Annotated in this window: 11 protein-coding genes and 1 tRNA gene; 7 read left to right on the forward strand and 5 right to left on the reverse strand. The window is 72.2% G+C overall.

Annotation, left to right across the window (positions count from 1 at the left end):
• Positions 1-64: 64 nt before the first annotated feature.
• From ACIQNU_RS01615 to ACIQNU_RS01630, 4 genes are all read right to left on the reverse strand, one after another.
• On the reverse strand, positions 65-1108 hold the full coding sequence (locus tag ACIQNU_RS01615) for a hypothetical protein (RefSeq protein ID WP_401359638.1): 1044 nt from the start codon (positions 1106-1108) through the stop codon (positions 65-67).
• Positions 1105-1809 carry an RNA polymerase sigma factor gene (locus ACIQNU_RS01620; RefSeq protein ID WP_401359640.1) on the reverse strand — a complete coding sequence of 235 codons (705 nt, stop codon included), beginning with the start codon at positions 1807-1809 and terminating at the stop codon, positions 1105-1107. The genes ACIQNU_RS01615 and ACIQNU_RS01620 overlap by 4 nt, the downstream gene beginning before the upstream one ends.
• Positions 1787-2041 carry a hypothetical protein gene (locus ACIQNU_RS01625; protein WP_401359643.1) on the reverse strand — a complete coding sequence of 85 codons (255 nt, stop codon included), beginning with the start codon at positions 2039-2041 and terminating at the stop codon, positions 1787-1789. The genes ACIQNU_RS01620 and ACIQNU_RS01625 overlap by 23 nt, the downstream gene beginning before the upstream one ends.
• A gap of 308 nt (positions 2042-2349) precedes the next feature.
• Positions 2350-2422, reverse strand: a tRNA-Arg gene (locus ACIQNU_RS01630).
• 308 nt (positions 2423-2730) lie between these two features.
• Here ACIQNU_RS01630 and ACIQNU_RS01635 point away from each other — a divergent pair.
• The 7 genes from ACIQNU_RS01635 to ACIQNU_RS01665 all read left to right on the forward strand — a co-directional run bounded on the left by ACIQNU_RS01635 (position 2731) and on the right by ACIQNU_RS01665 (position 12191).
• Positions 2731-4452, forward strand: coding sequence for a dynamin family protein (locus ACIQNU_RS01635; protein ID WP_401359645.1), 1722 nt, complete (start codon positions 2731-2733; stop codon positions 4450-4452).
• 5 nt (positions 4453-4457) lie between these two features.
• Positions 4458-6689 carry a GTPase gene (locus ACIQNU_RS01640; RefSeq protein ID WP_401359647.1) on the forward strand — a complete coding sequence of 744 codons (2232 nt, stop codon included), beginning with the start codon at positions 4458-4460 and terminating at the stop codon, positions 6687-6689.
• Between the two features lie 196 nt (positions 6690-6885).
• Positions 6886-7395, forward strand: a complete 510-nt coding sequence (locus tag ACIQNU_RS01645; RefSeq protein WP_401359649.1) for a single-stranded DNA-binding protein — start codon at positions 6886-6888, stop codon at positions 7393-7395.
• 250 nt (positions 7396-7645) lie between these two features.
• Positions 7646-9052 carry an LAETG motif-containing sortase-dependent surface protein gene (locus tag ACIQNU_RS01650; protein WP_401359652.1) on the forward strand — a complete coding sequence of 469 codons (1407 nt, stop codon included), beginning with the start codon at positions 7646-7648 and terminating at the stop codon, positions 9050-9052.
• A 233-nt stretch (positions 9053-9285) separates the two neighbouring features.
• On the forward strand, positions 9286-10950 hold the full coding sequence (gene ettA / locus ACIQNU_RS01655) for an energy-dependent translational throttle protein EttA (protein WP_401359654.1): 1665 nt from the start codon (positions 9286-9288) through the stop codon (positions 10948-10950).
• 12 nt (positions 10951-10962) lie between these two features.
• Positions 10963-11415 carry an acyl-CoA thioesterase gene (locus ACIQNU_RS01660; protein WP_401359656.1) on the forward strand — a complete coding sequence of 151 codons (453 nt, stop codon included), beginning with the start codon at positions 10963-10965 and terminating at the stop codon, positions 11413-11415.
• A complete protein-coding gene (locus ACIQNU_RS01665) occupies positions 11412-12191 on the forward strand; it encodes a hypothetical protein (protein ID WP_401359658.1) in 780 nt (259 codons plus the stop codon). The genes ACIQNU_RS01660 and ACIQNU_RS01665 overlap by 4 nt, the downstream gene beginning before the upstream one ends.
• Positions 12192-12218: 27 nt before the next feature.
• Here the strand turns inward: ACIQNU_RS01665 and ACIQNU_RS01670 are convergent, their stop codons facing one another.
• The gene (locus tag ACIQNU_RS01670) at positions 12219-13205 is read right to left on the reverse strand and encodes an ABC transporter ATP-binding protein (protein ID WP_401362362.1); all 987 of its coding nucleotides are present in this window, start codon (positions 13203-13205) and stop codon (positions 12219-12221) included.
• Positions 13206-13285: the final 80 nt, after the last annotated feature.

Raw genomic sequence — 13285 nt, forward strand, 5'->3', positions numbered from 1 at the left:
CGGTTGCGGGACTGGACCGGGCGGGGCGCGGGTTCCGGCATGGACCAGGTGCTCATCCGACGGTTCACTTGTCCGCCGGGATCGCCGACTCGTGCGGTTCCGCCGTGATCACCAGGACGCCGTCGTCGCCGTCCGCCGGGAGGGACACGCGGCGGATCAGCTCCTCCCAGCGTGCGGGCCACAGCGTCGCCGCGTCCCAGCGGATGCCTTCCAGGAGTACGCCGTCCAGATTGGCGCCGCGCAGATCCGCGCCCACGAAGTCGCTGCTCAGCCGCTCCACCTCGGTGGCCGCCTGGGACAGGGCGAGCGCCTGGCCGCAGGCGAGTTCCAGGTCGTCCGCGAGGTCCTGCGCCACCATGTCGGCGCCGGGCCCGGGGAAGCTGCCCGCCGGGCCCTCCGGGGCGGGAGCGAGCAGCGGCGCCAGCTCCTCGTTCAGGAACTCCCGGGCGTTCTGGGCGTCGTAGCGGAGTTGCTCGGCGTAGGGCGCGAGGAACGCCTCGACGGCCGCCGGGTAGTCGGTGCCGGTCAGATTCGCGGGGCGGCGGCGGGGGCCCGGCAGGAGGAACACCTCGCGCAGCGCCGCGTTCAAGCCCCGCACCGCGTGGTGTGGGTGGTCCGGCGGTCCGGGTGGAGGCGGCGCGTCCGCCGTGGTCTCCAGGTCATGCAGGAGCCGCAGTCCCGTGCGCAGGACGTCCACCAGGTCGCGCGGCCAGTAGGTACGGGCGATGCGCAGCGCGTCGCGCCGGTAGCGGAGCCGTACGGCCGCCGGGCGGTTCGCGAGGGTGCCGCTCGCGGCGAGCAGCGCGTACGAGGTGCCTCCCCTCTTCTCGCGGGCCAACCGGGTCTCGTGGCTGTGCCGTTCCGCGACGGTGTGGCCGAGGGTGCGGTGCGCGGCGGACAGCAGCCGGTCCAGGGCGAGATCGGGGTCGCGGAGTTCGGGGATGCCGCCCTGGCCCGTCAGGCGGTCGCTCACGGCGACGGCCAGGTGGCTGTGGGCGGAGGCCAGCAGCATGTCCAGCACCGTGTTCCCGCCGGGCGTGGTCTCTCCGGCCCCCCTGGTCTCCCTGGTCTCTCCGGTCTCTCCCGTCTCTCCGGTGGTCCCGGTCATCCTTCCTCCTCCCATCCCTCGTACCGCTCCGCCGCCCCTGCGCCTGTCCCCCCACCTGCGCCCGTCCCGCCACCGTCGCCCGCCTCCCCGCCCAGGCCGAGCCCCGCCTTCAGGGATGCCCTCGCCCGGGTGAGGTTCTGCCGCACCGCCGCCTGCGTGGTGCCCATCGCGCGAGCGCTCTCCTCGGTCGTGAAGCCGTCCAGGTGCCACGCCATGGCGGCCCGCTGCTTGGACGGCAGCCGCAGCAGCAGCGCGATGACCCGGCGTTCCTCCTCGCCGATCTCGGCCGCCTGCGCGGGGGTCCGCCAGCGCAGCACCGCGCGCGGCTCCGGCGGCTCGGCGCACGCGTCCTCCGGCTTCACCTGCTGCCGCACCCACGACCGCCACGCCACCCGGCGCAGCCACGCCTTGGGATAGGCGATGGACAGGCCGGGCGCGCACATCTGCGTGAAGGCGTCCTGCGCCGCGTCCTGCGCCTCGACCCAGGACGCGCCGTTCAGCAGCAGGAACCGGACCAGGGCGGGGTACTGCGCGTGGTGCAGCGCCTCGGCCAGCTCCCGGCCGGGGAGCGCGACGGACGCGACCTCGTACGGGTCGGCGGAACCCGTCTCCAACAGGTCGCCGTCGGCGGCGGACGAAGGGAGGCCGGTGACCGCCGGTGGTTCCGCGACGCCCACCTCAGACCTGACCGCATCCTCCACCGCACCCACCCCCGCTCGGGTCGCCGGCCCGGTCCACCCGCACCCGGCGCCCCCGTACCGACTCGTCCAGGGACCCCCAGGGCGCGGCGCACCGCACCCGCTCGGTCACCCCGGCGTCGGCGATGCGCGCCAACTCGACCTCCGTGCTCAGCCACCGGTGAGCGATCTTCACCAGACCGCTCACCCCGCTGACGAGCACGGTCACAGCGGCCCCGACCACCACAGGATCCACCCCGCGGCCTCCTCATCCCTGGGCGGGGAGACGTTCCCCGCACGGCTCTCGGACGCATCAACAGTGGCCCAGGAGACGGGAGTTGTGACATCCGGCAGGTCAGGGCGGTGCCCGTCCGGGCAGGGGCGGGGCCGGGTGAAGGGGGGACGTCACTGCGCGGGGGCGGGTGATCGCGTACGGATTGCCGCCTGACGGGTTTATCTCGCCGCTACGGCGTCCCCGCTAGCGTGCAGGCAGCCTCGGTCAGGGTTCTTCCGTGAGCCGAAAGCCCTCCCGGAGGAGGGCCGCCGTGCATCGCGCGTAGAGCGCGCCCCCGGCAGGACTCGAACCTGCGGCCAAGCGCTTAGAAGGCGCCTGCTCTATCCACTGAGCTACGGGGGCCGGGTGGTGGCCGGTGGCCTGGAGCCCGGTGTGGGGCCGGTCCGTGACCTTGCCGGGGACAAGGATAGGGCTCCTTGGGTCCTGTCCCCTGCGCTTCACCTCCGTGGCTCGATGTGGAGGTTCGGTGAAGCGGTCCTGATAATCGCAGGCGGGTACGGTTCGTGCATTGCTTTTGCCGCCTCACGCCCCGGGTGTTGTGCACTCGTTATGCCTGCGCCCCAGTCGCACCTTCCGCCCCTTGTGTCCTATCGGCGCGCAGGAACAGTCATATGCTTCAGAATGCCGCCTAAATTGGGCATTCTTCGCATGTGGTGACCTTGGACGTACGGCCTCAACTGCTCGATGCACTCTCCGCCCTGCGCGAGCGTGTCGCCGCCGCACGCTTTCCGCTCCCTCTCGCGGGGGCGCCACGCGCGCGTGCCAACCGCAGGGAACTGCTGGCACAGCTCGACGATTATCTGGTGCCCCGCCTGAAGGCGCCTGAAGCACCCCTGCTCGCCGTGATCGGCGGTTCCACGGGCGCGGGCAAGTCCACCCTGGTCAACTCCCTCGTGGGGCGCCAGGTGAGCGAGGCGGGCGTTCTGCGGCCCACCACGCGCGTGCCCGTGCTCGTCTGCCATCCGGACGACCATCACTGGTTCAGCGGCATGCGGGTCCTTCCCGACCTCACGCGCGTGTGGGTGCCCCCGCAGGACTCCCTCACCGTGGGGCCCCATGGGGTGCGGCCCACCACCCGTACCGCCATCCGTGACGGGCGGCCCCACGCGCGCGGGGGCACGACCGCCGCGCCCGAGCGGCAACTGCGCATCGAGACGGCCACCGCCCTCCCCGTCGGACTCGCCCTCCTGGACGCGCCCGACATCGATTCCCTGGTCGCCGAGAACCGTTTCCTCGCCGCCCAGCTCATCTGTGCCGCCGACATCTGGGTCATGGTCACGACCGCCGCCCGGTACGCCGACGCCGTCCCCTGGCACCTGCTGCGGACCGCCAAGGAGTACAACGCGACCCTGGTCAGCGTCCTGGACCGCGTCCCCCACCAGGTCGTCTCGGAGGTGTCCCGGCAGTACGGCGCCCTGCTCACGAAGGCCGGGCTCGGCGAGGTCCCCCGGTTCACCGTGCCCGAGCTGCCGGAGTCCGCGGGCGGCGGCGGACTGCTGCCGTCCACCGCGGTCGCCCCCCTGCGCGCGTGGCTCACGCACCGCGCCCAGGAGCCCACGGCGCGCGCCCAGGCCCTCGTCCGTACGGCCAATGGGGTGATCGATTCCCTCCGTGCGCGAGTGCCCGAACTCGCCGGCGCGGTCGCCGCCCAGCACGCCGCCGCCGTCCGGCTCACGGCCGTCGCCGAGGAAACGTACGAAAGTGAGCACGCGCGCGTGAAGGGCCGTCTGAAGGGCGGCGCCGTGCTCTCCGGGGACGCGCTCAAACGATGGCGCAGCTATCCCCTCGACTGCGGCGCCGGTGAACTCCTCGACGCCCTCGTGGAGAGCCTGGGCGCACTCCTGCTGTGCGGCGTGGCGGCGGCCGACGAGCGGATCGACGAACGCTGGCGGCACGAATCCGCCGCCGGGGCGGCCGGTCTGACGGACCGTGACCCCGCCCTGGAGAGCGCCGAACACCGCATCGGCATGGCCGTACGGCGCTGGCGGCGCGTCATGGAGGAGTACGCCGAGGAAGAGGTCCGCGAACTGTACAAGGCCGAGAAGTCCGACAGGGCCGACAGAGCCGACAGGATCGCCAGGGCCGCCAGAAGTACCGCCCCCGACCCGGACGCCGTCGCCGCGCTGCTCGCCACCACGCTCCTCGGCGGCCGGCGGGGCCGCAGCGCGGGCGAGACGCTCGCGGAGCGCCTGGGCGCCCAGGGTGCGCTCCGGCTGCGTGACAAGGGCGGGCGGCTGCTCGCCGAGTACGTCGAGAAGGTCCTCCACACCGAGCGGGAGCGCCGTCTGGCACCGCTCGACGCCCTAGGGGTGCACGCCGATCCCCAGGCCGAACTCATCGCCGCGCTGTCCGTACTGCAGAAGGAGAGGTGACCGCGGTGACTGCCGTGACCGACCACGCGGATCACACCGACCACCAGGAACCGGACCGAGCCAGGAACGAGGACGCCCCCGGCGGTAGAGACGGCAGGGGCGGTGGGGGCGGTGGGGAGGCGCCCTCCCGTAAGGACGCCGTGGCGCATAAGGACGTGGTGGCGCGTAAGGACGTTGTGGTGCGTGCGGATGCCGAATCGCGTACCGACGTGGTGTCGCGTACGGAATCCGAATCCGCCGGGGCTGCCGGTTCCGGGGCGGTCGGGGCCGGTGGCGGGTCCGAGGCCGAAACGGGGTCCCCGCGCGCGAAGACCGGTACGCGGGGCGCCGGGGAGAGGCCCGACGCCGCATCCGCGGAATCCGGCGGCGGCGGCGACGCGCGCGAGGAGGGCGAACCGGCCTGGGGCGACGGGCTGATCGCCCGCCGCGCGTCCGAGGCCGACATGCTCGCCGCCGCGACCGCCCGCGACGCCGTCCCCGCGCACGCGCCCGCGTATGTGCCCCCGCACCAGCCCGGCGCGGGCGCCGTCTACGACGGGCAACTGCGCGGCCGGCTTGACGCCCTGCGCGAACTCGTCGGCCTGTCCCGCGCGCGGCTCGACCGGGGAACCCTCGCCGAAGCCGGCCGCGTCCTGGACGAGGCGTCGGCGCGGCGCAGGCTCTCCGACCGGCACACCGTCGTCGCCGTCGCGGGCGCTTCGGGCAGCGGTAAATCGACGCTCTTCAACGCGCTCGCCGGGGTCACCATCTCGGACACCGGCGTCCGCCGCCCCACCACGTCCTCGCCGATCGCGTGCACCTGGACGGACGGCGCCGCCGGCCTGCTCGACCGGCTCGGCATCCCCAGCCGGCTGCGCCGCAGGCCCCTCCAGAGCCCGGACGCCGAGGCCCAGTTGGGCGGCCTGGTGCTCGTCGACCTCCCCGACCACGACTCGGCGTCCGTGGCCCACCGCGAACAGGTCGACCGCGTCCTCGCGCTCGTGGACGCCGTCATCTGGGTGGTCGACCCCGAGAAGTACGCCGACGCGATCCTCCACGAGCGCTATCTGCGCCCCATGGCGGGCCACGCGGAGGTCATGTTCGTCGTGCTCAACCAGGTCGACCGGCTGCCCGGCGACGCCGCCGACCAGGTACTGGACGATCTGCGGCGCCTCCTGGACGAGGACGGCATCGCGCTCGGCGAGTACGAGGAACCGGGCGCGACCGTGCTCGCGCTGTCCGCGCTCACCGGCGACGGGCTCGACCAACTGCGTGAGGCGCTCGACCAGTTCCTCGTGGAGCGCGGCGCCCCGGCCCGCCGTATCGCCGCCGACGTCGACGCGGCGGCGGCGCGCCTGCGGCCCGTCTACGCCGCCGCGCGCCGCCCAGGGCTCACCGAGGAGGCGCGCGACGAGTTCTCGTCGCACCTCGCGGAGGCCGTCGGCGCGGTGGCCGCGGGCCAGGCCGCCGAACGGGCGTGGCTGCGGCACGCGGGCAAGGCGTGCGGGACACCGTGGTTCAGGCTGTGGCGCTGGTACGAGTCCCGGCGTGAACCCCGCATGCTGTGGCCGGTGGCCCTGACGCCCGCCGAGGAGGAGGCCACCGCGCGCCAGCGCGTGGAGCAGGCGGTCCGTACGGTCGCCGACCAGGCGGCATCGGGACTGCCCGCGCCCTGGGCCCAGGCGGTACGTGAGGCGGCGGTACGGGGATCGGCGGGGCTTTCCGAGGCGCTGGACCTGCTCGCGGTGCGCTCGGGGGTGCCGACGGGGCGTCCCCCGCGGCCGGGCTGGTGGCCCGTGGCGGTCCTGGCCCAGGCGCTGATGACGATCCTTCAGATCGTCGGCGGACTCTGGCTGGCCGCGCAGATCGTCCGGATCACGGCGCCCAACCTGGGCGTGCCCGTCCTGCTGATGGTCTGCGGCATCGTCGGCGGTCCCCTCGTGGAGTGGACCTGCCGGCTGGCGGCGCGCGGCCCGGCCCGCAGATACGGCGAGACGGCGGAACGCAGACTGCGTGAGGCGGCGGCCGGGTGCGGTCGGGCGAGGGTCCTGGACCCGGTCGCGGCGGAGCTTCTGCGGTACCAGGAGGTGCGTGAGCAGTATGTGCGGGTGACGACCGGGGCGGTCGCGGGGGTGCCGGTCCCGGGGGTGCCCGTCCCGGGGGCGGCGGTCGGTGTGGTGGGCGGGGCTGCCGTGGGGGAGGGGGAGGGGGAGGGGGCGGAGGTGGTGGAAGTGGCCGCCGGGGGTTCCCGGGGATAGCTGGGGCTGGGCGGGTGTTCCGGGGGTGGCCGGGTGTTCCGGGGGCGGTTCGTGCGGGCGGAGCGCCTCCTTCGGGTGACGGAGTTGTCCACAACTGGCCGGTGGTCCACAGGGCTCAGCGGGTTCGCCGCGATGCGCGCACTCTGGATTCCAGCCGTACGGGACGAGCCCGTACGAGGTCCGGAGGGGGTTTGCGATGAACGAGACGCTGGTGACGGTCGTGGGGAATGTGGCCACGGCCCCGGTGTACCGCGAGATGCCGACGGGTTCGGTGGCGAGGTTCCGGCTGGCGGTGACCGCGCGCCACCGGGACCGGACGAAGGACACGTGGGTCGACGGGCACACCAACTTCTTCACGGTGTGGGCGTGGAAGGGGCTCGGCACCAACGCGGCGGCCTCGCTGTCGGTGGGGGACCCGGTCATCGTGCAGGGCCGGTTGAAGGTGCGATTCGAAGAAGGGGGTGCGGGGGGTGCGGGGGGTACCGGGGGTGCCCGGGGCGGGGGGCCGCAGTGGGCGTCGGCGGACATCGACGCGTACGCGATCGGGCACGACCTGTCGCGGGGAACCTCGGCCTTCCGGCGGACGTCCGCCGTCCGGGCGGCGGATCCGGCGTCCCCGGAGCGACAACAGCCGCGGCCCGAACCGGATTTCGCGATCGACCCCGTGCCCCGGCCCGCCGAAGAGCCGACCCCGGCACACACCTGAGCCGACGTCACGATGTGCGCGATATCGGCGGACTACCGGCGAATCGGACCCGTTGATTTGTCGATAAGCCCAGGTGGGACAGGGTGTCGGCGATAACGATTCAAAGTCGGAACGGCATTCGGATGGTATGCACAGTTTGCTCTGTCCGCCGCGCTCCTAGGATGCCGGGCGTAGCTCACGGGGCGTCTGATTCTGCTGGTGGGACCCGCATACCCCCCATGTCAACGGTTCCTGCCCGAAAGGGAATTCTGTGTTTTCTGTTCTGTCCTCCCCACGGCGGGGAGCCGTCCGTCTTGCCGCCGCGACCGTCGTGTCCGGCCTGGTCGTCGCCGGCGCCCTGGCCGGCGCGGGCGTCGCCGCGGCCGACGAGGCGCCGCAGCAGCACGGCGGTGCCTCCGCCACGCTCGGCGGCCTGAAGACGTTCGGCAAGGCCGTCATCCATGACAACGGGCGCGACCAGCCCGTCTCCGCAGGCCTGTTCGAGATGTCCGTCGACAACGGCGGCACGCTCCAGACCTACTGCATCGACATCCACAACCCGACGCAGAAGGACGCCAAGTACCAGGAGACGCCCTGGAGCGGCACCTCGCTGAACGGCAACGCCGACGCGGGCAAGATCCACTGGATCCTCCAGAACTCCTACCCCCAGGTCAACGACCTGGCGGCCCTCGCCCAGAAGGCGGGCGCCGACAGCCTCACCGAGCAGGACGCGGCGGCCGGTACGCAGGTCGCGATCTGGCGGTACTCGGACGGCGCGGACGTCGACGCCGTCAACCCGCAGGCGGAGAAGCTCGCGGACTACCTCCAGAAGAGCGCCCAGAACCTGGCCGAGCCCAAGGCGTCGCTGACCCTGGAGCCGTCCGCCGTCGCCGGGCACCCGGGCGAGAAGCTGGGCCCCGTGACCGTGCGGTCCAACGCGGACCAGGTCACCGTGGTCCCGCCGGCGGACGCCGCGGCGAGCGGAGTGAAGATCGTCGACGCCGACGGCAAGCCGGTCACCACGGCGGCCAACGGCAGCGAGCTGTTCTTCGACATACCGAAGGACGCGGCCGACGGTTCGGCGGCGCTGACCGTCCAGGCGTCGACCACCGTCCCGGTCGGCCGGGCCTTCGCCTCCGAGACCCGCAGCCAGACGCAGATCCTCGCCGGGTCCAGCGAGTCGACGGTCTCCGCGACCGCGACGGCGAACTGGGCGAAGACCGGTGCGATACCCGCGCTGTCCGCGGAGAAGAACTGCGCCAAGGGCGGCGTGGACATCACGGCGAGCAACACCGGCGACGAGGCGTTCACCTTCGAGCTGATGGGCACCACGCACACCATCGCGGCCGGCAAGACCGAGACGGTGACCATCCCGCTCAAGGAGGACCAGGCGTACGACTTCACGATCACGGGTCCGAACGGCTTCGAGAAGCGGTTCAAGGGCGTCCTCGACTGCGAGACGCAGGGCAGCGGAGGCGGCGGCAGCGCCACCCCGTCGTCCGCGCCGAGCCCCGCGTCGGCGGGCGGCACCAGCGCCGGTACCGGCGGCGGTGACCTCGCCGAGACGGGCAGCTCCAGCGCCACCCCCATGATCGCGGGCGCCGCGGTCCTGCTCGTCCTGATCGGCGGCGGCGTCGTGTTCTTCCTCCGCCGCAAGAAGTCCCCGGCCGGGGAGTGATCCCGCAGCCACCGTGCACCCCGACACAGAGTGACCCCCGGGTCACCCCGTGAGCACAGCGGCCCCGGCCCGCCCCACGCGGCGACCGGGGCCGCGCCACGTCGGCGGGCGTGAGGGTCCGGACCAGGCGGTTTCTCCGGGTGCGGGGGTGTACGGCAAGATGGGTGTGTCTGCCCTCACGCGGCGGAGTCACATGTTGACATTGCAGGTTTCAAGCGGTCGGACGGTTCCTCTTGGCTGAGTACATTTACACCATGCGCAAGGCGCGCAAGGCGCACGGCGACAAGGTGATTCTCGACGACGTCACCCTGAACTTCCTGCCCGGCGCGAAGATCGGTGTGGTCGGGCCCAACGGCGCCGGCAAGTCCACCGTTCTGAAGATCATGGCGGGCCTTGAGCAGCCGTCCAACGGTGACGCGTTCCTGGCGCCCGGTTACAGCGTGGGCATCCTGCTCCAGGAGCCCCCGCTGGACGAGTCGAAGACGGTCCTGGAGAACGTGCAGGACGGCGTCGCCGGCGTGAAGGGCAAGCTCGACCGGTTCAACGAGATCGCCGAGCAGATGGCGACCGAGTACACCGACGCGCTGATGGAGGAGATGGGCAAGCTCCAGGAGGACCTGGACCACGCCAACGCGTGGGACCTGGACGCCCAACTGGAGCAGGCCATGGACGCCCTCGGCTGCCCGCCCGGCGACTGGGCCGTCACCAATCTCTCCGGTGGCGAGAAGCGCCGCGTCGCGCTCTGCAAGCTCCTCCTGGAACAGCCCGATCTGCTGCTCCTCGACGAGCCCACCAACCACCTCGACGCCGAGTCCGTGAACTGGCTGGAGCAGCACCTCGCCAAGTACCCGGGCACCGTCGTGGCGATCACCCACGACCGGTACTTCCTGGACAACGTGGCGGAGTGGATCCTGGAGCTGGACCGGGGCCGCGCCTACCCCTACGAGGGCAACTACTCCACGTACCTGGAGACCAAGCAGACCCGTCTCAAGGTCGAGGGGCAGAAGGACGCCAAGCGCGCCAAGCGGCTCAAGGAAGAGCTGGAGTGGGTGCGGTCCAACGCCAAGGGCCGGCAGGCGAAGTCGAAGGCGCGCCTCGCCCGGTACGAGGAGATGGCCGCCGAGGCGGACAAGATGCGGAAGCTGGACTTCGAGGAGATCCAGATCCCGCCGGGCCCCCGGCTCGGCAGCATCGTCGTCGAGGTCACCAACCTCTCCAAGGGGTTCGGCGACAAGCTCCTGATCGACGACCTGTCGTTCACGCTCCCGCGCAACGGCATCGTGGGCGTCATCGGTCCGAACGGCGCGGGCAAGACCACGCTGTTCAAGATGATCCAGGGCCTGGAGGAGCCGGACTCCGGTTCGATCAAGGTCGGCGAGACGGTGAAGATCGCGTATGTCGACCAGAACCGCTCCAACATCGACCCGAAGAAGTCGCTGTGGGCCGTCGTCTCGGACGAGCTGGACTACATCAACGTCGGCCAGGTCGAGATGCCCTCGCGCGCGTATGTGAGCGCGTTCGGCTTCAAGGGCCCGGACCAGCAGAAGCCCGCGGGCATCCTGTCCGGCGGTGAGCGCAACCGTCTGAACCTGGCGCTGACGCTCAAGCTCGGCGGAAACCTGCTCCTCCTCGACGAGCCGACGAACGACCTCGACGTCGAAACCCTGTCCTCGCTGGAGAACGCCCTCCTCGACTTCCCCGGCGCCGCGGTGGTCGTCTCCCACGACCGGTGGTTCCTGGACCGCGTCGCGACGCACATCCTGGCGTACGAGGGCGACTCGAAGTGGTTCTGGTTCGAGGGCAACTTCGACTCGTACGAGAAGAACAAGGTCGAGCGGCTCGGCGCGGACGCGACACGTCCGCACCGTGCCACGTACAAGAAGCTGACCCGGGGCTGAGGTCGAGCGATCGTGACCCGTCATCTGTACTCCTGCCCGCTGCGCTGGTCGGACATGGACGCGTTCGGCCATGTGAACAACGTGGTCTTCCTCCGCTATCTGGAGGAGGCGCGGATCGACTTCATGTTCCGGCTGGCGCCGGGTGACGGCTCGCCGTCGTTCTCGGGCGGGTCGGTCGTGGCCCGCCACGAGATCGACTACGTGAGGCCGCTGGTCCACCGGCACGAACCGGTGGTCGTCGAGTCGTGGGTCACGAAGATCACCGCGGCCTCGCTGACCATCGCGTACGAGATCAAGGACGGCGAGGGCTCGGACGAGGTGTATGTCCGGGCGTCCACCGTGGTCGTGCCGTTCAACCTGGAGGCACAGCGGCCCCGGCGGATCACCGCCGAGGAGAAGACGTACCTCCAGCGGTATCTGGACGACGGTGGTACGGACGGCGGAGGCGAGGCGCTCGCCGCATGACGGGCCCGAGCCGGCCGGGCGGTCCAGCCCTGCCGAGGCAGACACTGCATCTCGCCGACGCGGGAGAGGCGGCCGATCTCGCCGCCTTCCTCGGTCGGCTGCTGCACTACGACCGGGGCGCGGCCGTCCGGGTCCAGGCGTCCGGCGGCACACTCGCCGTCTTCGGGCGCCCGCCGTCCTTCGAGGTCCTGGCGATTCGTACGGCACGCCTGGCGAAGCCGTACGAACACGGGATCGAGGCCGCGCTCGACATCACCGTGTCGGCGGGGGAGCTGCTGGAGTCGGTGGACGAGACGGCCGGTACGGCGACCGTGCCGGACGCGGTCACCGGGCCGCCCTGGGCCGGGGTGCTGCCGCCGCGCGGCGGCTGGCACCCGGAGCCGGGGCTGCCCGCGCCGGGCGCGGTGCGGGCGATGGTCGCGGGGGCGGTCGCCGAATTCCGGTCACGTACGGAGGAGTTGGCGCCCGAGGAGCGGACGCGGGCCGTGCTCGACCGGATCGGGCGGGAGATCTGGTCCCGTCCGCTCGGTGACAGCGAACTGCCCGTGCGCGTGGCCCACGCGGCGCAGGCGCTGGGTTTCCTGCGGGCCGTTCCGGCTACGGCCACGGCTTCGGCGGCAGCGCCGGCGGTTCCGGATCCCGGTCCGGGTGCCGTCCCGCCCGACGCCCCGCTCAGCCTGCTGGCCGCCGGTGCCTGGCTGCGGCTGCGCACCCCGTACGGCTCGATCGCCGTACGCAGAGCGGGAGTCGGCCCGCTGACGGTCACCCCGACCTGACCCGCGAACCGGAACCGGAAATGGGGCTCAGTTCTCCTCGGCGTCCGGCCACACCCCGATGTGGTCCTCCTCGCGCTTGAGGAGGACACGGTCCCGCATGCCCAGGCTCTCCGTGTACTCGGCGGGGAGCTGGAGGCGGCCCGCGCGGTCGAGCATCGCGTACTCGCGGGCGACCAGCGACTCCTCGCCGGTCGTGGCGTCGACCTCGGTGCGGCGCAGGACCTCCGTGGACGTACGGCCGTCGCGGATGGCGACCGTACGGCGGACCTCGCTCGCCACCGCCTGGTCGTGGGTGACGATGACGACGGTGGTGCCCAAGTGCTCGTTCGCGGTGCGGAAGGCGGCGAAGATCTGTTCGCCGGTGTGGGAGTCCAGTTCGCCGGTCGGTTCGTCGGCGAGGAGGACCGAGGGGTCGTTGGCGAGGGCCACCGCGATGGCGACCCGCTGCTGCTGGCCGCCGGACATCTGGTGCGGGCGCCGGTCACGGCACTCGGCGACCTCCAGCAGTCCGAGGAGTTCCAGGGCGCGTTCGGACTTGGCGCGGCGGCCGGGGGCGCCCTTGCCGTGCAACTGCATGGGCAGGGTCACGTTCTGGGCGGCCGTCAGATAGGGCAGCAGATTGCGGGCGGTCTGCTGCCAGACGAAGCCGACGACATCGCGGCGGTAGCCGAGGCGCTCCTTCGCGCCCATCGTGAGCAGATCGCGGCCCGCGACGCTCGCCGCGCCCGCCGTCGGCTCGTCGAGGCCCGCGAGGATGTTCATCAGCGTGGACTTGCCGCTGCCGGACGCGCCCACCAGGGCCATCAACTCGCCCTCGCGGACCAGCAGATCGAGGCCCTGCAACGCCTGCACCTCGACGCCGTCCGTGGAGAAGATCCGGACCAGCCGGTCGCAGGTGATGAGGGCGTCATGGCCGAAGGCGGGCCGGTCACGGCGGGCGGTGGCCCGCCGCTCCAGCTCGGCCAGTGTCGTGTCGGTCTTCGTATCGGTCGTCGTGTCGGTCGGCGTGGTCATGGACGGCGCTCCCGGGTCGTCGGTCCGTGGCTGGTGGACGGGTTCCGTCATCTCGTCGGTCCGTGGCTGGTGGAGAGGTT

The sequence above is a fragment of the Streptomyces sp. NPDC091292 genome, from assembly GCF_044757265.1.
Classification (GTDB): Bacteria; Actinomycetota; Actinomycetes; order Streptomycetales; family Streptomycetaceae; genus Streptomyces.